This is a genomic window from Serratia sp. LSHTC3, assembly GCF_057197125.1.
The window spans coordinates 739,099-759,220 of record NZ_JBXUNP010000002.1 but is presented as its reverse complement, the minus strand read 5'-3'; the positions used below and the strand labels follow the sequence as shown (position 1 = coordinate 759,220).

Genomic DNA, 20,122 nt, shown 5'->3' with positions numbered 1-20,122 from the left:
ACGGTGCGGCCGTCAGCGGCCGCGTCGTTCAAACCAGGCGGTGATCACATTCTCGAATCCCAACAGACAGTGGCCGAAAAACGGGTTGGGATAGTAGATATCGTGATCGTATTTTTGCCGATCCTCAAACAGAAAGGTCATGTCGGCCTGCTGCGCCAGCGGGCTGTCGCCGTCGCCGCAGAAGGCCGCCAGCAGGATGCGGTTACGCTTCACCGCCTCGCTCCAGCTCAGCGCCGAGCCGCTGTTGCCCGACTTTGAAATCACGATCACCATGTCGAAGCGAAAGCGCGTCTCACGGTCAAGAATGTCGAAATCCGGCCACAGCGACAGATAACTGTCTACACCCAGCGTCATAAACTTGTTGTACATATATTGAGCCACCAGCTGCGAAAAACCGCTGCCGTGGATCAGGATCTTGCCGTTGTCGAGCAGATCGAGAAACTGCGCCTGCTGGGCCGGCGGTGCCGCCGACGTAGCGCGTTCCGCCTGGTAAGCCGGCGCCATCGTCAGGTTGAATTTGATGAAATAGACCAGTTCGAGATAGCCGCGAAAGCCCAGCTTTTTAGCCAGCCGCACCAGCGTCGAGGGGGAACTGTAGCAGCGTGCGGACACCGCACGGATGCCGTCGTCGATGCAGGCGTCCGGGTTGTCGAGAATGCAGTGCAAAATCGTCAGATCCGTCTTGCTGAGCTCAGCCTGGCTGAAGACCTGTTTGAAATTCATCGCTGCCCTCGTTTATTCGCCAAAATTATTGTTTCGCACGCGCTTCACCGCCTGTCCAGCGCGAGACACACAAATTGTGATGCGCTTTAAGGCGCAGAACCCCTTGATTTGCCAGCGGGATAACCGCCTTTACCCACCCCGCCCCGGCCCCTATAATGGCCCCTTTCTGGGGTATGGCGCGGCCGAAAACGGCGGCTCATACGGGTTCGGCTCACTACTGCTGAAGGATACGCTGCATGAAAAAGTGGTCACATCTGCTCGCAGCCGGGATGATGGCGCTGAGTTTCTGCTCTGCAAACGCCTCTGACGGCAAAACGCTGTATTTCTATAACTGGACTGAATACGTCCCGCCGGGGCTGCTGGAGCAGTTCACCAAAGAAACCGGCATCAAGGTGATCTATTCCACCTATGAATCCAACGAAAGCATGTACGCCAAGCTGAAGACCTACAAAGACGGCGCGTACGATCTGGTGGTGCCTTCCACCTACTTCATCGCCAAGATGAGCAAGGAAGGCATGCTGCAAAAAATCGACAAGAGCAAGCTCAGCCACTTCAAGGATCTCGATCCTACCCTGCTGAACAAGCCGTTCGATCCCAACAACGACTACTCCATTCCTTATATCTGGGGCGCTACCGCCATCGGCGTCAACAGCGACGCGCAGGATCCGTCCACCGTCACCTCCTGGGCCGATCTGTGGCAACCGCAGTACAAAGGCCGCCTGCTGCTGACCGACGACGCGCGCGAAGTGTTCCAGATGGCGCTGCTCAAGCTGGGTTATTCCGGCAACACCACTGACCCGAAAGAGATCGAAGCCGCCTACCACGAACTGCAGAAATTGATGCCGAACGTGCTGGCCTTCAACTCCGACAACCCGGGCAACCCGTTTATGGAAGGGGAAGTCAACGTCGGCATGGTGTGGAACGGGTCGGCCTTTGTGGCGCGCCAGGCCGGCACGCCGCTGGAGATCGTCTGGCCGAAGGAAGGCGGGATCTTCTGGATGGACAGCCTGGCCATTCCGGCCAACGCGCGCAACGTCGAAGGGGCGCTTAAGCTGATCGACTTCCTGCTGCGGCCGGAAATCGCGGTGCAGGTGGCGGAGACCATCGGTTACCCGACGCCGAACCTGGCGGCGAAGAAGCTGCTGTCGCCGGAGATCGCCAACGACAAGTCACTCTACCCGGATAAGGCGGTGATTGAGCACGGCGAGTGGCAAAACGACGTCGGCGACGCCAGCACGCTGTACGAAAGCTACTTCCAAAAGCTGAAAGCCGGGCGCTAATACGCCCGCCATCCCATCAGGGCGCATTGCGCCCTGATGCCTTTCTCAGGGCCGGTCGGCCCGCGCCACCTTGCCCACCAGGAACTTGTGCACAAAACGCGGCACCACTTCGCTGGCCAGACCGTAGTGTTTCTCATCGAACTGGCTCTCTACCTGGCTCGGTTCCAGGTTCAGCTCCATGGCGTAAGCGCCGCCCAGCCGCGCCTCATGCACGAAGCCGGCCGCCGGGTAGACATGGCCGGAGGTGCCGATAGCGACGAAGAAATCGGCCTTGCTCAGCGCCTGGTAGATGTCGTCCATACCCAGCGGCATCTCACCGAACCACACCACGTGCGGCCGCAGCGGCGCCGGGAACTGGCAGCAATGGCAACGATCGTCAACGCTGAGATCGCCGGGCCATTCGAACACCTGCCCCGACTGGGTGCAACGCACCTTCAGCAGTTCGCCGTGCATGTGCAGCACCCGCTTGCTGCCGGCGCGCTCATGCAGGTTATCAATGTTTTGCGTGACCAGCAGGAAATTGTCCCCCAACCACTCTTCCAAATCCGCCAACGCGCGGTGCGCGGCGTTCGGGGCGATCTCCTCCGTCTGCAGCTGGCGGCGGCGTTCATTGTAAAACGCCTGCACCAGCGCCGGATCGCGCTGGAAACCTTCCGGCGTGGCGACGTCCTCCACCCGGTGCTCTTCCCACAGCCTATCCGCGGCGCGGAAGGTGCGAATGCCCGACTCGGCCGAAATGCCGGCCCCGGTCAACACCATCACAAACGGCTTTTTCAGCTCGGCCGCCGCCATGGTGTCACGGTGAAAAATGCGTGAACGAAAGCGCTGATGCAGCACATGCTTACTCTTGCGAAACTGACACAGCCGATGGCGAGTGTGCATTAACTCTCTCCTTACTTTTCCCTGTTTACCAAATTGAGGAACGCTGCGCCGCGCACGCCGCCGGCGTCGCCATAGCGCGCCTTCTCGATGCGCGGCAGCCGAGCCACCCGCAGCAAGTGCGCCGGCAGCCGCTGCGGCAACGCCTGGTAAATGGCGTCGAAATTCGACAGCCCGCCGCCGATCACCACCAGATGCGGATCCAGCACCGTCAGCAGGTTACCCAGGCAGATCGCCAGCACGTCCATAAAGCGGTCGACGTGAGCCACCGCCTGCGGCTCGCCCGCCTGATAATGCGCAATGATCTCGGTGGCAGGCAAGCGCCGGCCATAGAAATGGGCGTACATCCATTCGAAACCGCGGCCCGATATGTAATTTTCAATGCAACCCTGATGGCCGCACCCGCAGGCAACGCGAGGCACATCACGCCCCAGCACCTCGAGCGCGTCCACCGGCAGGCGCAAATGGCCGAACTCGCCGGCGATATAGTTGCGCCCAGGCACCGTCTTGCCATCGACGATCAGGCCGCCGCCCACGCCGGTGCCGAGGATGATGCCCAGCACCGTCGGGTAGCGGCGGAACTCGTCGTCCCAGGCTTCCGACAGCGCAAAGCAGTTGGCGTCGTTATCGACGCGCACCTCGCGCCCGATCAGCGCCGCCAGATCGCGCGGCAGCGGCCGCCCCATCGCCGCCGGCACGTTGGCGGTAAACAACGTGCCGTCATCGTCGTTGGGCAGGCCCGGTATGCCGATGCCGACGCTGCCGCGCCGGCCGCAAAACGCATCCGCCTCAAGGGTCAGATCGCACAGCGTGGCCAGCAGTTGCCGGTAGTCTTCACGCGGCGTCGGCACCCGCTTTTGCCAAATGCGCTGCAGGTTGCCGTCGAACACCCCCAGCTCAATCTTGGTGCCGCCCATATCGAAACCGTAGTACATAACCCATCCCCAGGCTAAAAAAACGGGGCGGCATCGCTGCCTCCCCGTCGGTGTTATTGTCCGCTCAGCACCCGCGCCGGATCGATGCGGCTGGCGCGCCTCGCCGGATACCAACTGGCCAACAGGCTCAGCACGATGGCGGTCGCCAGCACGATCAGCACGTCCAGCCAGTGCAGCTCGGAAGGCAGGAAGTCAATGAAGTAGATATCGCCCGACAGGAAGGAATGACCGACCAGTTTCTCGATGCCCCGGATGATGTTGGTCAGCTGCAGCGAAGCGATCACCCCGATCACCACGCCACTCAGGCTGCCCAGCAGCCCGGCCAACAGCCCGTACCAGATGAAGATGGCGCGAATAAAGCCGTCTTTAGCGCCCAGGGTGCGCAGCACTGCGATGTCGGCGCTTTTGTCTTTCACCGCCATCACCAGCGTGGAGACGATGTTGAAGCAGGCCACGCCGATCACCAGCACCATCGCCAGATACATGATGGCGCGGATCATCTGGATATCGCGGTACATGTAACCGTACTTGCCGATCCAGCTTTTGATGTAGATATAAGAATTGGTCACTTCGCCGGCGTCGCGCACCAGTTTGTTGGCGGCGAACACGTCGTTCATCTTGAGCGCGATACCCGTGACGCTGTCACCCATGTCGAGATACTGCTGCGCGTCGGCCAGCGGCACCAGCGCCAGGCTGTGATCGAGCTGGCCGCTGAGCTGCAAAATGCCGGTCACATGCAGGCGAATGCGCTTCGGCTGCAGCAGCTTCATCTCCGGGTCGCTGTTGGGGATCATCACCGTGACATAGGCGCCCTGCTTGACGCCCAGCGCGTCGGCCACGCCCTTGCCGAGGATCACCTGCTGCTCGCCGGGCTTGAAGTTGGCCCAGGCGTCGCCCTGCACATACTGCGGCAGCGCGCTCAGCCGGCTCTCCTGCTGCGGATCCACGCCTTTGACTTCCACCGCGCGCAGCTGCGCGCCGTTTTCCATCAGGCCGGTAAAGTTAATGTACGGCGCGGCGGCCAAGATACCCGGCACCTTTTCCACCCGCTGCAGAATCGACGGCCAGCCGCTGAACGGCTGATTGACCGGCTCAAGCTCGCCGTGCGGCACCACCGCCAGAATGCGGTTCTTCAGCTCGCGCTCAAAGCCGTTCATCGCGCTCAGCCCGACGATCAGCACCGCCACCCCCAGCGCAATGCCGATGGTGGAGATGACCGAGATCAGCGACACCATGCCGCCGCGTTTACGGCCGCGGCTGAAACGCAGGGCCGTCAGGAAGGACAGTGAGGCTCCCGCCATTACTCGGCCCCCATCAGGGTCAGCTGCGCCTGCAGGTGGCCGTCGGCCATTTCCAGCTGGCGGCTCAGGCGCTTGGCCAGCTGCAGATCGTGCGTCACCACCAGGAAAGCGGTGCCCTGGCGCACGTTCAGCTCGCCCAGCAGATCGAAGATGCTGTCCGCGGTGCGTTTATCCAGGTTACCGGTCGGTTCGTCCGCCAGCACCAACGCCGGGTTGTTGACCAACGCGCGCGCGATCGCCACGCGCTGACGTTCGCCGCCGGAGAGCTCGGACGGGCGGTGCTTGCTGCGTTTTTCCAGCCCGACCGCCGCCAGCATCTCCCGCGCCTTCTCCTGCGCCTGAGCCGGCTTGACGCCGCCGATCAAGAGCGGCATGGCGGCGTTTTCCAGCGCGGTGAAGTCCGGCAACAGATGGTGGAACTGATAGATGAAGCCCAGCTGGCGGTTGCGCAGCTCGGCCTTGGCCGCCGAAGACATGGCGTTCAGCGATTCGCCCTTGAAGATCACCTCGCCGGAGGTCGGCGAGTCCAGCCCGCCCAGCAGGTGCAATAGGGTGCTCTTGCCGGAACCCGAGCTGCCGACGATCGCCATCATCTCGCCCTGCTGCATGGCAAAGCTGACGTTGCGCAGCACGTCGGTGTGCAGGTTGCCTTCCTGATAGGTCTTGCACAGGTTGTCACACTGCAGCAAAAGATGGTTACTCATAACGTAAAGCCTCAGCGGGTTGTACGGCGGCAGCGCGCCATGAAGGATAGAGCGTGGACAACAGGGAAACCGCCATCGCCACCACGGCGATAATCGTCACCTGCAGCGGATCGACCGCCACCGGCAGCGAAGCGCCGTCGATCAAGGCGCCGAGGATCGGCATCAGATTGTTCAGATTGGTAGCCAGCAGCACGCCGAGCAGCGTGCCGAGCAGCGAACCGATGATGCCGGCGCTGGCGCCCTGCACCATAAATACCGACATGATCTGGCGGCGAGTCAGCCCTTGAGTCTGCAGAATGGCGACCTCGCCCTGCTTCTCCATCACCAGCAGGCCGAGCGAGGTAATGATGTTAAACGCCGCCACCGCCACGATCAGGCTGAGCAGCAGCCCCATCATGTTCTTCTCCATACGCACCGCCTGGAACAGCTCGCCCTTGCGATCGCGCCAGTCTTTCCAGACGGTGCCCGCCGGCAGCGCCTGCTGGCTGAGGGTATCGACCGTCAGCGGCTGTTGCAGGAACAGACGCCAGCCGGTGATGTTGCCGGCCGGGTAGCGCATCAGGCGCGAAGCATCCTGTTGGTTGACCAGCAGCTGATAGCCGTCCACCTCGCTGTTGGCGTGGAAGGTGCCGATGAGAGTGAACAAACGCTGGCTGGGAATGCGGCCCATCGGCGTGAACTGGCTGGCGCTCGGCACCATCACGCGCAGCGAATCGCCGCGCTTGACGCCAAGTTGCCCCGCCAGCTGTTCGCCGATGATGATGTTGTATTGGCCCGGCTGCAGCTGTTGCTGCTTGACGTTGACCAGATACGGGGTCAGCGGGTCGGCCTCGTCGGGATTCACGCCGAGCATCACCCCTACCGCCACGCTGCGAGCGCTTTGCAGCACCACGTCACCGGTGGTCAGCGGCGCAACGCGCGTGACGCCCTGCAGCTTCTGCACCTCGGAGGCCGGCAGCTGCTGCGGGTTGACCGATCCTTGCGGACTGGTGACCAGCGCCTGCGGCATCAGGCCGAGGATGTTGTTCTCCAGATCCTTTTCGAAACCGTTCATCACCGACAGCACGGTGACCAACGCCATCACCCCCAGCGTAATGCCGATGGTGGAAAGCCAGGATACAAACCGCCCAAAGCGGTCTGAGGCTCGCCCGCGCATGTAGCGCAGGCCAATGAATAACGCGACAGGTTGATACATGAAATCCGTTTGATAGCCGTGGCTTAAGCAAAGTGATCATGGATAATAAAGGCTCTCCCTCGTTTAGGGAACACCCGACGGCCTTTTATTGCGTGGCGGCGAAGAGGGAGACGGCGGCAGCTTCGCGCGCTCTTTATCCTCAGCCGCAAAAAACCGGCGGCATTAACCGGTTAAATAACCGGCAGAAAATTGATGGGCAGCGCTTTTTGCTGTGTCAGTTTGCCGGCCGCTGGGCTACTATAAACAGCATAAAAGCACTGGGTTATCCGTGCCGGGACGCCCTCTAACACATTGATTAAAGATACCTGAATGAGCACTTCCGATAGCCGTAACCGTTCTTCATCCCCTCGTTATTCTCTGCCCGATCGCGCGGGCGATCTGCGCCAGCTGGGGCAACTGACCGGCGCGGCCTGCGCCGTGGAGTGCGCCGAGATCGTCGAGCGCCACCCTGGCCCGGTGATGCTGATCGCGCCGGATATGCAAAACGCCCTGCGGCTGCGCGACGAGATCCAGCAGTTCACCGATCAGATGGTGACCACACTGTCCGACTGGGAAACCCTGCCGTACGACAGCTTCTCGCCGCATCAGGAAATCATCTCGGATCGTTTGTCGAGCCTGTATCACCTGCCGACCATGGCGCGCGGCGTGATCATTCTGCCGGTCAACACCCTGATGCAGCGCGTCTGCCCGCACGAATTCCTGCACGGCCACGCGCTGGTGATGAAGAAAGGCCAGCGCCTGTCGCGCGATAAGCTGCGCGCGCAGCTGGAACAGGCCGGTTACCGCAGCGTCGATCAGGTGATGGAGCACGGCGAATTCGCCACCCGCGGCGCATTGCTCGATCTTTACCCGATGGGCAGCGATGAGCCTTACCGCATCGACTTCTTCGATGACGAAATCGACAGCCTGCGCATCTTCGACGTCGATACCCAGCGCACGCTGAGCGAAGTCGAGGCCATCAATCTGTTGCCGGCCCACGAGTTCCCCACCGACAAGAACGCCATCGAGCTGTTCCGCAGCCAGTGGCGCGAGCAGTTTGAGGTGCGTCGCGACGCCGAGCACATCTATCAGCAGGTCAGCAAAAGCGCCTGGCCCGCCGGTATCGAATACTGGCAGCCGCTGTTCTTCAGCCAGCCGCTGCCGTCGCTGTTCAGCTACCTGCCGGCCAATACGCTGATCGTCAATACCGGCGATCTGGAGGGCGCCGCCGAGCGCTTCTGGCAGGACGTCAACCAGCGTTACGAAAGCCGCCGCGTCGATCCGATGCGCCCGCTGCTGGCGCCGGATACGCTGTGGCTGCGCGTTGACGCGCTGTTCGGCGAGCTGAAAGCCTGGCCGCGCATCGCGCTGAAAACCGATGAGCTGCCGGCCAAGGCCGGCAATACCAATCTGGATTACCATGCCCTGCCCGATCTGGCGGTGCAGGCGCAGCATAAATCCCCGCTGGATAATCTGCGGCGTTTTATCGAAGGCTTCGACGGCAGCGTGATTTTCTCCGTCGAGAGCGAGGGGCGGCGTGAAACGCTGCAGGATCTGCTCGGCCGCATCAAGCTGGCGCCGGCGCTGATCCAGCGTCTCGATCAGGCGGAAACCGCGGGCCGTTACATGATGGTCGGCGCCGCCGAACACGGTTTCCTCGACGGCCTGCGCCAGCGTGCACTGATCTGCGAAAGCGATCTGCTCGGCGAACGCGTCAGCCGCCGCCGGCAGGACAACCGGCGCACCATCAACACCGATACCCTGATCCGCAACCTGGCGGAGCTGCATCCCGGCCAGCCGGTGGTGCACCTGGAGCACGGCGTTGGCCGCTATGTCGGCCTGACCACGCTGGAAGCCGGCGGCATCAAGGCTGAATACCTGATCCTCTCCTACGCCGGTGAGGACAAGCTGTACGTACCGGTGTCTTCGCTGCATCTGATCAGCCGCTACGCCGGCGGCGCGGATGAAAACGCTCCGTTGCACAAACTGGGCGGCGACGCCTGGACACGCGCGCGGCAAAAAGCGGCCGAACGGGTGCGCGACGTCGCGGCGGAGCTGCTGGATATTTACGCCCAGCGCGCCGCCAAGGCCGGTTTCGCCTTCAAGCATAACCGCGAACAATACCAGCTGTTCTGCCAGACCTTCCCGTTCGAAACCACGCCGGATCAGGAACAGGCGATCAACGCGGTGCTGAGCGATATGTGCCAGCCGCTGGCGATGGACCGCCTGGTGTGCGGCGACGTCGGCTTCGGCAAAACCGAAGTGGCGATGCGCGCCGCCTTCCTGGCGGTGGAAAACGGCAAGCAGGTGGCGGTGCTGGTGCCGACCACCCTGCTGGCGCAGCAGCACTTCGACAACTTCCGCGATCGCTTCGCCACCTGGCCGATCCGCATCGAGATGATGTCGCGCTTCCGCAGCGCCAAAGAGCAGCAGCAGGTGCTGGACGATGCGGCCGATGGCAAAGTGGACATCATCATCGGCACCCACAAACTGCTGCAGAGCGATCTGCGCTGGAAGGATTTGGGGCTGCTGATCGTCGATGAAGAACACCGCTTTGGCGTGCGCCACAAGGAGCGCATCAAAGCGATGCGCGCCGACGTCGATATCCTGACGCTGACCGCCACGCCGATCCCGCGTACGCTGAACATGGCGATGAGCGGCATGCGCGATCTGTCGATCATCGCCACTCCGCCGGCGCGCCGGCTGGCGGTGAAGACCTTCGTGCGCGAATACGACAGTCTGGTGGTGCGCGAGGCGATCCTGCGCGAAGTGCTGCGCGGCGGCCAGGTTTACTACCTCTACAACGACGTGGAAAACATCGAGAAAGCGGCGCAACGCCTGGCTGAGCTGGTGCCGGAGGCGCGCATCGCCATCGGTCACGGTCAGATGCGCGAACGCGATCTGGAACGGGTGATGAACGATTTCCACCACCAGCGCTTCAACGTGCTGGTGTGCACGACCATCATCGAAACCGGCATCGATATCCCCAGCGCCAACACCATCATCATCGAGCGGGCCGATCGCTTCGGCCTGGCGCAGCTGCACCAACTGCGCGGCCGCGTCGGGCGTTCCCACCATCAGGCTTACGCCTATCTGTTGACGCCAAACCCGAAAGCCATGGGCACCGACGCTCATAAACGGCTCGAGGCCATCGCGTCGCTGGAAGATCTCGGTGCCGGTTTCGCGCTGGCGACTCACGATCTGGAGATCCGCGGCGCCGGCGAACTGCTGGGCGAAGACCAGAGCGGCCAGATGACCACCGTCGGCTTCTCGCTCTATATGGAGCTGCTGGAAAGCGCCGTCGACGCGTTGAAAAACGGCCGCGAACCGTCGCTGGAAGATCTCACCAGCAACCAGACCGAGGTAGAGTTGCGCATGCCGGCGCTGCTGCCGGAAGATTTCATTCCCGACGTCAATACCCGCCTGTCACTGTATAAGCGCATCGCCAGCGCGAAGAACGACGGTGAGCTTGACGAGCTGAAGGTTGAGCTGATCGACCGCTTCGGCCAGTTGCCGGATGCGGCGCGCAACCTGTTGCAGTGCGCGGCGCTGCGCCTGCATGCGCAGAAGCTGGGGATCAAACGCATCGAGAGCAACGAGCGCGGCGGCTTTATCGAGTTCGGCGACAATAACCGCGTCGATCCCGGCTATCTGATCGGTCTGCTGCAGGGCAATCCGCAGGTTTACCGCCTGGACGGCCCGAGCAAGCTGAAGTTCACGCTCGATCTGGCCGATCGTCAGAAGCGCCTGACGTTCACCGAAGAGTTGCTGAACGCCTTCCGCGAACACACGCTGGCGGTCTGAGCCAATGCCCCCGCCGTGGCGGCGGGGGCGGCTTATTCGCGCGGGAATCCGGCGCCCAGCGGCGCCAGCTGCATCACGCGGCTGGTCACCACCCGGTTTTTGCCGCTGCGCTTCGCCTCATACAAGGCCTCGTCGGTCATGGCGATCGCCTTGTCCAGCCTCATGCCCGGCAGATACAGCGACACGCCGATCGACAGCGTGATGTGCGCTTCGTCGTGCGCATTCAGCAAGAACGTCGAGCTTTCAACCGCGCTGCGAATGCGCTCCGCCACCCCGCCGATGACCTGCGGATCGTAGCTGGCGGTGATCACCATAAACTCCTCGCCACCGTAGCGCCCGACGAAGTCCTCATTGCGCACGCTGTTTTGCAGCAGCCGGCCGACGCTGGCCAGCAGCACGTCACCGGCCGGATGGCCGTAGGTATCGTTGATGCTTTTGAAGTTATCCAAATCGAGGATCATCAGCCCGCACGGGCGGCGCTCGGCACGCTGCAGCATCAGCTGATAATCGACGCTGGCGCGGTTGTTGATGTGGGTCAGGCTGTCGGTGGTGGCGCGCGCGCGCATCGCGAAATAGGCGTAGATATGGCGCTCTTTGAAATTCAGCGCATGATAGCAAATCGCCAGACAGAGCGCGGAAACCGCCTGGTACAGCGACACATCCGGCCACAGCCCGCTCATGTCCACCAGCAGCCACACCACCGCGATGCGATACAGCGCGATGATGCCGATCGTCAGGTAAAACGTCCGGTGGGATTTTTTCAGCCACACGCGCGACAACAGCAGCGGCGCGACGATCGAGGCGATGAACAGGTTATCGACGGTGAAACCGCCGGTCAGCGTCATGGCGAACAGAAAACTCACCAGCCCGCTGACGCCGCCGCCGAAGAAAGTCACCAATATCATCGGGATCATCGCAAAGCTGTAATGCACCTTATCGGTCAGCTCCAGCCGATCCTGGCTCAAATACAGCACCGCCACCCCGGCCAGCAGGCCGAAAACAACCCGCTTCCACAGTGCGGATTGATAAGAAAAAGGGGCATTCTTGCTGAGAAGGAAATAGCTTATCGACAGCGTGGCGTAGGTGATGCAGGCGTCGCTGTAAAGGGTAGAAATGGACGCAATGTAAGTCATAAATAGTCAGCGCGCTCCTCGGGATCGCCAGGGGGTAATGTGCAGACGTTGAATAACGCATCCCTGTCGTCTCCGCTTCGGCGGCGGCCATTTTACACAGTCTATTAATAGAGTAGCAGTTCTATCTTATCGCCAAGCCGTCTATCTCACGACGCCCGCTTCAGGCTACTCTGTGCGTTGTGTTATCGGGGGAGAACCGCATGAATATCGACGATGAACTGCAAGCGCTCAGCGAACAGGAAGCGACGCTGGCCTTTACCCATTTTGACGCCGCCACCGCCTGGGAACTGGGCGCGGCGCTGAAAACCGCCGCCGAGCGGCGCGGCCTGAGCATCGCCATCGAGATCCAACTGGCCGGGCAGACGCTGTTTTATTACGCCATGCCGGGGGCAACGCCGGACATTGCCGACTGGGTGCGGCGCAAGCGCAATCTGGTGAACCATTTTCACAAAAGCTCTTACGCCATCGGCCTGCGCCTGCAGCAGCGGCAAACGTCGCTGGAGGAGCGTTACGGGCTGAGCGTGCGTGACTATTCGGTGCACGGCGGCGCCTTCCCGCTCACCCTGACCGGCCTCGGCTGCGTCGGCAGCATCAGCATTTCCGGCGCGCCGCAGAAGGAAGATCATCAGCTGCTGGTGAGCACTTTAGCCCATTTTCTCGGCTTATCCCTGCCCGCCCTGCAATAACCGTTAAAACCTTGACTGTCACCTTTCTTTTCAGCCGCAGAATCTGCGGCTGACTTCTCTATTATCGAAATTTAGCGCCGAACAAAAGGGCGACTCTCTGATTTCCTGCGACAAATTGATACAGGTCTGGTAATCCGCTGAACAAAAGGCGTATGGTATCTGTCACGTGACAAGACGGACCTCATCGGGCCCGCCATTCCTTTCACTTTTGAAGATTTGGTACGCACCGTAGATGAAAACGCATGAAATAAACAAAATTCGCCCCTTCAGCGCGCTGATAGACGCCTGCTGGCGGGAACCTTATAACCTGGCGCGGTTGCTGAAAGACGCTATCGCCGGGGTGACGGTCGGTATTATCGCCATTCCGCTGGCGATGGCGTTGGCGATCGCCAGCGGCGTGCCGCCGCAGTATGGTCTGTATACCGCCGCCATCGCCGGCATCGTCATCGCCGTCAGCGGCGGTTCGCGCTACAGCGTCTCCGGCCCCACCGCCGCCTTCGTGGTGATCCTCTATCCGGTCTCGCAGCAGTTCGGCCTGGCCGGCCTGCTGGTCGCCACGCTGATCTCCGGGGTATTTCTGCTGCTGATGGGGCTCGCGCGCTTTGGCAGGCTGATCGAGTACATTCCGCTGCCGGTGACGCTCGGCTTTACCTCCGGCATCGCCATCACCATCGCCACCATGCAGATCAAGGACTTCTTCGGCCTGCAGCTGACGCACACGCCGGAAAATTACGTCGGCAAGCTGTATGCCCTGCTGCAGGCGCTGCCGACGCTGGATATCGGCGATACCCTGATCGGCGCCGTGACGCTGCTGATTTTGATCTTCTGGCCCAAACTCGGCCTGCGGGTGCCCGGGCACCTGCCGGCGCTGCTGGCGGGCACCGCGTTGATGGGGCTGCTGACGCTGTTTGACCACCCGGTGGCGACCATCGGCTCCCGCTTCAGCTACCTGCTGGCCGATGGCAGCAGCGGCCAGGGCATTCCGCCGATCCTGCCGCAGCTGTTGCTGCCCTGGGATCTGCCGGGCGGCGGCGGGCAACCGTTCACTCTGAGTTGGCAAACCGTTTCCGCCCTGTTGCCGGCGGCGTTTTCGATGGCGATGCTCGGGGCGATCGAATCGCTGCTGTGCGCGGTGGTGCTCGACGGCATGACCGGCAAGAAGCATAACTCGAACAGCGAATTAATCGGCCAGGGTGCGGGCAACATCATCGCGCCGTTCTTCGGCGGCATCACCGCGACCGCTGCGATTGCCCGATCGGCCGCCAACGTGCGCGCCGGCGCCACCTCGCCGGTTTCCGCCATCATCCACGCGCTGCTGGTGCTGTTGGCGCTGCTGGTTCTGGCGCCGTGGCTCTCTTATCTGCCGCTGGCGGCGATGGCGGCGCTGCTGTTGATGGTCGCCTGGAACATGAGCGAGGCGCACAAAGTGATTTACCTGCTGCGCCGGGCGCCGAAGGACGACATTCTGGTGCTGCTGCTGTGCATGTCGCTGACGGTGCTGTTCGACATGGTGATCGCCATTACCGTGGGCATCGTGTTGGCGTCGCTGCTGTTTATGCGTCGCATCGCCCGCATGACGCGGCTGAGCGAGCTGAGCGCCGACGATGGCCGCCTGGTGCTGCGAGTGAATGGCCCGCTGTTCTTCGCCGCCGCCGAGCGCATCTTTAGCGAACTGCTGGCGCGCAGCGAGGATTACCGGACGATCGTGCTGCAGTGGGATGCGGTGCCGGTGCTCGACGCCGGCGGCCTAAGCGCCCTGCGGCGCTTTATCGACGCGCTGCCGGCGGATAAAAAGCTGGTGATCACCGACGTGCCGTTCCAGCCGCTGAAAACCCTGGCGCGCGCGCGGGTGCAGCCGATCGAGGGCCGCTTGCAGTTCTACCCGACGCTGCCGGAAGCGCTGGCGGCCACCGGCGCCTAAACGTAAAAAAGCCCGACGCGTCGGGCTTTTTTTGGCGATGAGCGCTTAGTTGCTGGTATCCAGCTCCGGGAAGCTCTTCACCAGGTCGTCGATGGCTTTCATCTGCGCCAGGAACGGTTCCAGCTTGTCCAACGGCAGCGCAGACGGCCCGTCGCACTTGGCGTTGTTCGGATCCGGGTGCGCCTCGAGGAACAGCCCTGCCAGGCCAACCGCCATGCCGGCACGCGCCAGCTCGGCCACCTGAGCGCGACGGCCGCCGGACGCGGCGCCGAACGGATCGCGGGTCTGCAGCGCGTGGGTCACATCGAAGATCACCGGATGGCCGCCGGTCACGTTCTTCATCACGTTGATGCCCAGCATGTCGACCACCAGGTTGTCATAGCCAAAGTTGCTGCCGCGATCGCACAGGATCACCTGGTCGTTGCCGCCCTCTTTGAACTTGTCGACGATATTGCCCATCTGCCCCGGGCTGACGAACTGCGGCTTCTTGACGTTGATCACCGCGCCGGTTTTCGCCATCGCTTCCACCAGATCGGTCTGACGCGCCAGGAAGGCCGGCAGCTGGATCACGTCAACCACTTCGGAAACCGGCTGCGCCTGCGCCGCTTCGTGAACGTCGGTGATGATTTTCACGCCGAAGGTTTTCTTCAGCTCTTCGAAGATCTTCATCCCTTCTTCCAGGCCCGGACCGCGGTACGAGTGGATGGAAGAACGGTTGGCTTTGTCGAAAGAGGCTTTGAAAACGTAAGGGATGCCCAGTTTTTGCGTCACGGTGACGTAGTGCTCGCAGATGCTCATCGCCAGATCGCGCGATTCCAGCACGTTCATACCGCCAAACAGCACAAACGGCAGGTCGTTTGCTACGTCGATGTCGCCAATGCTAACCACTTTCTGTTTCATGCTTTCGCCTTTGTTAAGGTTGTAACCGTCGCCTTGTAAACTGCACGGAGTCATTAAATTAATGCAGCGTCACCTGTTTCGGCTCAATCGAATGGATCTGCACTTTGATCACTTCGCTGACCGGGTCTTCAGGGCACTGCTCGACAAAATAGTTGAGATCGGAAATCGCGATATGGTTGCACTCCAGCTGGGCGTAAATCAGCCCGCGGTCGCGGATCTCGTACGGATCTTCCGGATCGAAGCACAACACCGTTTCACTGGTGCGCAGCGCCATTTCCAGCTGCTTTTCTTCCATCAGAGCGGCCTTCAGCGTATCCAGCATCTTGCGCACCACCATGATGTTCTCGGATTCGTCGAGATCGTCGTCTTCCAGCTCGGCACCCAAGCCCAGGTTGCCCTTAATCCACACTTCCAGCTGGTGTTCGCTCAGGGTTTCGCCGTTCAGCGGGTTGATCAGCCACAGCTCTTCATCCAGCCAATCGGCGCGCAGGATCAGCTGAGTGGGGAAAATCACCGGCAGCAGCGGCAGATCCAGCGCGTTGGCGATGTGCAGGAAGATGGTGCCGAGCGAAACCGGCGTGCCCTGCCGCCCCTCCAGCACCTTGTCCAGCCAGATGGCGTCCGACAGGCGGTACACGCCGCTGGCGCCGCCGAATCCCCAGGTCTTGTAGAACAGTTCAATGAGCGCATCCAGTTGCTGCTCCTGAGTGATATCGGCCGGCACCACCGCGCGCGCTTCGTCCACCAGTTGTTGCAGCTTGCGCTCCACGTCGGCAGCCGGGAAATCGCGCCGCACCGACTGCGACACCAGGATCACCCCTTCGCTCAGCGGCGAGGTGTTAAATTCAAAATCAGCAATGCTACTCATAGGTATCCCATCAGAAACGGTATTTTCGTCGTGGCAAGTTTAATTATCAGGTACAGGCAGCCCAATGCCAGCACGAACGCCACGGTTCGCAGCCGCTGACTTTTGGTCTTCTTGCCCAATGCGACGTAGCCAAGCAGGATATAGATAATAACGCCAAACAGCTTCTCGGTCAGCCATGAGTCCATACCCAGCAGCGGATAAAACCCGAACGTCACCACCAGCGCGATGCCGCTGACGAACAGCAGCGTGTCATTCAGGTGCGGCGCTATCTTGACCCAGCGGCGGCCCATGATCGGCGAACGGCGCCACTGCCAAAAGAAACGCAGCACAAACAAGGTAATACTGATGGCGACCGTCAGCAAATGGAAATGTTTCAACGCGGTGTATGCAGTCATGGTGCTCCCTTAAATGGCCTGGGCGTCTTTATTATGAGGGGCGCTTATCCCGGCCATTGGCCGAGCGTCACGCGGTCGTTGTCGCCGTAATCACGGTGGGTGGCGACAGCGGAAAATCCGGCGGCCTGCAGCAGCGCGCGCACGCTCTCACCCTGCTGCCAGCCATGTTCCAACAGCAGCCAGCCCTGCGGCTGCAGATAGTGCGGCGCCTGGCGCACGATGGCGGCCAGATCCGCCAACCCGTGCTCGGCGGCGACCAGCGCGCTACCGGGCTCGAAGCGCACGTCGCCCTGCGACAAATGCGGATCGGCGGCGTCGATATAGGGCGGATTGCTGGCGATCAGCGCGAAACGTTGCCCCGCGACGGGCGCAAACCAGCTGCCCTGTAAAAATCGGACGTTGTCGATCTTCAGCTTGTGCGCATTGTGCTGCGCCAGCGCAACCGCCTCCGGCTGCACATCGACGCCGATAGCCGAACAATCCGGGCGCTCGCTGGCCAGCGCCAGCGCAATGGCGCCGGTGCCGGTGCCGAGATCGAGGAAGTGGCAGGGTTGCGGCGGCAGGCGCGCCAGCGCCAGCTCCACCAGGCATTCGGTATCCGGGCGCGGGATCAGCGTCGCGGGCGAGACCGACAGCGGCAGCGACCAAAACTCGCGCTCGCCCACCAGATAGGCCACCGGCTCACCGCGTTCGCGGCGCGCCAGCAGCGTCTCCAGCTGCTGTTGCTGCGGCGGCGTCAGCAGGGTTTCCCCGAACGCCATCAGGAAGGTTCTGGCCTTGCCGGTCACGAAACCCAACAGGATTTCCGCGTCACGCCGGGCGCTGTCGCTGTGGGTCAAACGCGCGGCGGCGGCTTTCAGCCAGTGTTGATAATCCATCACTCTTGCTCGGCGGACAGCGCAGCCAGCTGATCGGCCTGATACTCCTGCACGATCGGCTGGATCAGCATGTCCAGTTTGCCTTCCATCACCTCGTCCAGACGGTAGAGCGTCAGGTTGATGCGGTGGTCGGTCACCCGCCCCTGCGGGAAGTTGTAGGTGCGGTTACGGTCGGAACGATCGCCGCTACCCAGCAGGTTGCGGCGAGTGGACGCCTCGGCCTGCTGGCGCTTGGCCATCTCGGCGGCGCGAATGCGCGCGCCCAGCACCGACATCGCCTTGGCTTTGTTTTTGTGCTGTGAACGTTCGTCCTGGCACTCCACCACGATGCCGGTCGGCAGGTGGGTGATACGGATCGCCGAATCGGTGGTGTTAACGTGCTGGCCGCCGGCCCCGGAGGAGCGGAAGGTGTCGATTTTCAGATCGCCCGGGTTGATGTCCGGCAATTCGGCCTCCGGCACTTCCGGCATCACCGCCACGGTGCAGGCGGAGGTGTGGATGCGCCCCTGGGATTCGGTTTCCGGCACGCGCTGCACGCGGTGGCCGCCGGATTCAAACTTCAGCTGGCCGTACACGCCGTCGCCGGAAACTTTGGCGATCACTTCTTTGAAGCCGCCGTGTTCGCCTTCGTTGGCGCTCATCACCTCGACGCGCCAGCGGCGGCCTTCGGCGTAACGGCTGTACATGCGGAACAGATCGCCGGCGAAGATCGCCGCCTCATCGCCGCCGGTGCCGGCGCGCACTTCGAGGAAACAGCTGCGCTCATCATCCGGATCTTTCGGCAGCAGCAACACCTGCAGCTGCTGTTCCAGCGCTTCGCTGCTCGCCCGCGCCTGTTTCAGCTCTTCCTGCGCCATCTCGCGCATTTCCGGATCGTCCAGCATCATTTCCGCCGTCTCCAGATCCTCCTGCACCTGACGCCATTCCAGGAAGCAGCGGCTGACGTCGGTCAGCTGCGCGTATTCTCGCGACAGCGCGCGGAACCGGTCTTGGTCGGCGATAACGCCGGCATCGCCGAGCAGCGCCTGCACTTCTTCATGGCGCTCTTGTAACGCTTCCAGTTTGGCAACAATAGAAGGCTTCATGCGTGGTAATAAACCCTGTTAATAGAGAAAACTAATGCTGATCCAGCCCGAGGCTGTCGCGTAATAACTGCAACCGCTCCACGTCACCGTCGCCGGCGGCCTGCTGGAGGGATTTGGTAGGGGCATGAATAAGACGGTTGGTCAGTTTATGGGCCAGCTCGTGAATAACCTGCTCCACGTTGGCGCCCTGCGCGATGGAGGCCAGCGCTTTGGCCTCCATCTCTGCGCGGATCTGGTCGGCCTGCGAGCGGTAGTCGCGAATGGTTTCCACCGCGCCCTGCGAACGCAGCCAAGCCATGAAGTTGGTGCTTTCCTGCTGCACGATCGACTCCGCCTGCACCGCCGCCGCTTTGCGCTGCGCCAGGTTGCTTTGAATGATGGCGTGCAGATCGTCCACGCTGTACAGATAAGCGTTGGCCAGCTTGCCGACTTCCGGTTCGATATCGCGCGGTACGGCGATATCCACCAGCAGCATCGGCTGGTTGCGGCGCGCTTTCAGCGCCCGCTCCACCATCCCCTTGCCGATGATCGGCAGCGGGCTGGCGGTGGAACTGATAATGATGTCGGCGTCCGCCAGGCGTTCGTCGATTTCCGGCAGGGTGATCACTTCCGCGCCGACTTCGTCCGCCAGCAGCTGCGCGCGCTCGCGGGTGCGGTTGGCGATGATCATGTGCCGCACTTTGTGTTCGCGCAGGTGGCGCGCCACCAGCTCGATGGTTTCACCGGCGCCCACCAGCAAGACGTTGAGATCGGCCAGCGATTCGAAGATCTGCCGCGCCAGCGTACAGGCGGCGAACGCCACGGAGACCGCACTGGCGCCGATTTCGGTTTCGGTGCGCACACGCTTGGCGACGGAGAAGGATTTCTGGAACAGGCGCTCCAGCTCGCCGGACAGCGACTGGCCGCGTTGGGATTCGGCGAAGGCCTTTTTCACCTGGCCGAGGATTTGCGGTTCGCCCAGCACCAGCGAATCCAACCCGCTGGCCACCCGCATCAGATGGCTGACCGCGTCATTGCCTTGATGCCAGTAGAGGCTTTTCTTCACCTCTTCCGGACGCAGATTGTGGTAGGCGCACAGCCAGGCGACCAGCTGTTCGTGCATGTGCTCCTGCTGCTCCACGCTGAGGTACAGCTCGGTGCGGTTGCAGGTGGACAACACGACGCCGCCCTGCACCAACGGTTGTTGGAGCAAGCTGGTCAGCGCCTCATCGATGGACTCTGGCGAGAAGGTCACCCTTTCACGCAGAGAAACCGGAGCGGTTTTGTGATTTATACCTAACGCCAGCAGGGTCATTGCTTCGAGTAATACTTCTGTTGGTACGGGTTCTCGTTGAACGGCATTCTACTTGATGCGCGGGATCAATAAAAGTAACAACCGCATCTTCCGTTCAATCGCTGTCATAGACGACATCAATTAATGAATAAGTAATAAATACAGCGGGATAAATAGTCAAAG

The 20,122-nt window shown here is 61.8% G+C and carries 19 protein-coding genes; 6 read left to right on the top strand and 13 right to left on the bottom strand.

Features of this window, described 5'->3' with window-relative positions:
• Positions 1 to 12 precede the first annotated feature (12 nt).
• Positions 13 to 723, bottom strand: a complete 711-nt coding sequence (locus AC2CGI_RS10875; RefSeq protein ID WP_044031424.1) for a MurR/RpiR family transcriptional regulator — start codon at positions 721 to 723, stop codon at positions 13 to 15.
• On the opposite strand from AC2CGI_RS10875, the gene AC2CGI_RS10870 reads away from it, so the two are divergent.
• Both AC2CGI_RS10870 and potD read left to right on the top strand, forming a co-directional pair.
• Complete coding sequence (locus AC2CGI_RS10870) at positions 713 to 1,030, top strand: hypothetical protein (protein WP_141173844.1); 318 nt, start codon at positions 713 to 715, stop codon at positions 1,028 to 1,030. The genes AC2CGI_RS10875 and AC2CGI_RS10870 overlap by 11 nt on opposite strands.
• Positions 960 to 2,003, top strand: coding sequence for a spermidine/putrescine ABC transporter substrate-binding protein PotD (gene potD, locus AC2CGI_RS10865; protein ID WP_015377584.1), 1,044 nt, complete (start codon positions 960 to 962; stop codon positions 2,001 to 2,003). The genes AC2CGI_RS10870 and potD overlap by 71 nt, the downstream gene beginning before the upstream one ends.
• 45 nt (positions 2,004 to 2,048) lie before the next feature.
• Here the strand turns inward: potD and cobB are convergent, their stop codons facing one another.
• The 5 genes from cobB to lolC are packed head-to-tail and all read right to left on the bottom strand — an operon-like array spanning position 2,049 to position 7,017.
• Complete coding sequence (gene cobB, locus AC2CGI_RS10860; RefSeq protein ID WP_141173845.1) at positions 2,049 to 2,885, bottom strand: Sir2 family NAD+-dependent deacetylase; 837 nt, start codon at positions 2,883 to 2,885, stop codon at positions 2,049 to 2,051.
• An 11-nt stretch (positions 2,886 to 2,896) separates the two neighbouring features.
• A complete protein-coding gene (gene nagK / locus AC2CGI_RS10855; protein WP_015377582.1) occupies positions 2,897 to 3,817 on the bottom strand; it encodes an N-acetylglucosamine kinase in 921 nt (306 codons plus the stop codon).
• 53 nt (positions 3,818 to 3,870) lie between these two features.
• The gene (lolE, locus tag AC2CGI_RS10850) at positions 3,871 to 5,118 is read right to left on the bottom strand and encodes a lipoprotein-releasing ABC transporter permease subunit LolE (RefSeq protein ID WP_015377581.1); all 1,248 of its coding nucleotides are present in this window, start codon (positions 5,116 to 5,118) and stop codon (positions 3,871 to 3,873) included.
• Positions 5,118 to 5,822 (bottom strand): lipoprotein-releasing ABC transporter ATP-binding protein LolD, encoded by a 705-nt coding sequence (gene lolD / locus AC2CGI_RS10845; protein WP_075684739.1) that lies wholly within the window; start codon positions 5,820 to 5,822, stop codon positions 5,118 to 5,120. Before lolD ends, lolE begins: the two co-directional genes overlap by 1 nt.
• Complete coding sequence (gene lolC / locus AC2CGI_RS10840) at positions 5,815 to 7,017, bottom strand: lipoprotein-releasing ABC transporter permease subunit LolC (protein WP_004941116.1); 1,203 nt, start codon at positions 7,015 to 7,017, stop codon at positions 5,815 to 5,817. Before lolC ends, lolD begins: the two co-directional genes overlap by 8 nt.
• A gap of 38 nt (positions 7,018 to 7,055) precedes the next feature.
• Between lolC and AC2CGI_RS10835 the strand changes: the two genes are divergently transcribed.
• Complete coding sequence (locus AC2CGI_RS10835) at positions 7,056 to 7,304, top strand: hypothetical protein (protein ID WP_076740318.1); 249 nt, start codon at positions 7,056 to 7,058, stop codon at positions 7,302 to 7,304.
• Positions 7,305 to 7,326: 22 nt separating this feature from the next.
• Entirely contained in the window at positions 7,327 to 10,800 is a 3,474-nt protein-coding gene (gene mfd / locus AC2CGI_RS10830; RefSeq protein ID WP_076740319.1) for a transcription-repair coupling factor, read from the top strand.
• A gap of 32 nt (positions 10,801 to 10,832) precedes the next feature.
• On the opposite strand, the gene AC2CGI_RS10825 is transcribed toward mfd, so the two are convergent.
• The gene (locus AC2CGI_RS10825) at positions 10,833 to 11,933 is read right to left on the bottom strand and encodes a GGDEF domain-containing protein (protein WP_076740320.1); all 1,101 of its coding nucleotides are present in this window, start codon (positions 11,931 to 11,933) and stop codon (positions 10,833 to 10,835) included.
• A gap of 200 nt (positions 11,934 to 12,133) precedes the next feature.
• Here AC2CGI_RS10825 and AC2CGI_RS10820 point away from each other — a divergent pair, with 200 nt between their 5' ends.
• Together AC2CGI_RS10820 and dauA are read left to right on the top strand one after the other, a co-directional pair.
• Positions 12,134 to 12,619, top strand: a complete 486-nt coding sequence (locus tag AC2CGI_RS10820) for a heme-degrading domain-containing protein (protein ID WP_004941092.1) — start codon at positions 12,134 to 12,136, stop codon at positions 12,617 to 12,619.
• 232 nt (positions 12,620 to 12,851) lie between these two features.
• On the top strand, positions 12,852 to 14,540 hold the full coding sequence (gene dauA / locus AC2CGI_RS10815) for a C4-dicarboxylic acid transporter DauA (protein ID WP_015377577.1): 1,689 nt from the start codon (positions 12,852 to 12,854) through the stop codon (positions 14,538 to 14,540).
• Between the two features lie 45 nt (positions 14,541 to 14,585).
• On the opposite strand, the gene kdsA is transcribed toward dauA, so the two are convergent.
• From kdsA to hemA, 6 genes are read right to left on the bottom strand one after another with little or no spacing between them, the layout of a single operon-like run.
• Positions 14,586 to 15,440, bottom strand: coding sequence for a 3-deoxy-8-phosphooctulonate synthase (gene kdsA / locus AC2CGI_RS10810; RefSeq protein WP_004941087.1), 855 nt, complete (start codon positions 15,438 to 15,440; stop codon positions 14,586 to 14,588).
• 58 nt (positions 15,441 to 15,498) lie between these two features.
• Positions 15,499 to 16,308, bottom strand: coding sequence for an invasion regulator SirB1 (sirB1, locus tag AC2CGI_RS10805; protein ID WP_015377575.1), 810 nt, complete (start codon positions 16,306 to 16,308; stop codon positions 15,499 to 15,501).
• Positions 16,305 to 16,703 (bottom strand): SirB2 family protein, encoded by a 399-nt coding sequence (locus AC2CGI_RS10800; RefSeq protein WP_004941079.1) that lies wholly within the window; start codon positions 16,701 to 16,703, stop codon positions 16,305 to 16,307. The genes sirB1 and AC2CGI_RS10800 overlap by 4 nt, the downstream gene beginning before the upstream one ends.
• 44 nt (positions 16,704 to 16,747) lie before the next feature.
• Positions 16,748 to 17,581 carry a peptide chain release factor N(5)-glutamine methyltransferase gene (gene prmC / locus AC2CGI_RS10795; protein ID WP_049188211.1) on the bottom strand — a complete coding sequence of 278 codons (834 nt, stop codon included), beginning with the start codon at positions 17,579 to 17,581 and terminating at the stop codon, positions 16,748 to 16,750.
• Positions 17,581 to 18,666: a peptide chain release factor 1 gene (prfA, locus tag AC2CGI_RS10790; RefSeq protein ID WP_015377573.1), complete on the bottom strand. Its 1,086-nt coding sequence runs from the start codon at positions 18,664 to 18,666 to the stop codon at positions 17,581 to 17,583. Before prfA ends, prmC begins: the two co-directional genes overlap by 1 nt.
• 31 nt (positions 18,667 to 18,697) lie before the next feature.
• Entirely contained in the window at positions 18,698 to 19,960 is a 1,263-nt protein-coding gene (hemA, locus tag AC2CGI_RS10785) for a glutamyl-tRNA reductase (RefSeq protein WP_015377572.1), read from the bottom strand.
• Positions 19,961 to 20,122 lie beyond the last annotated feature (162 nt).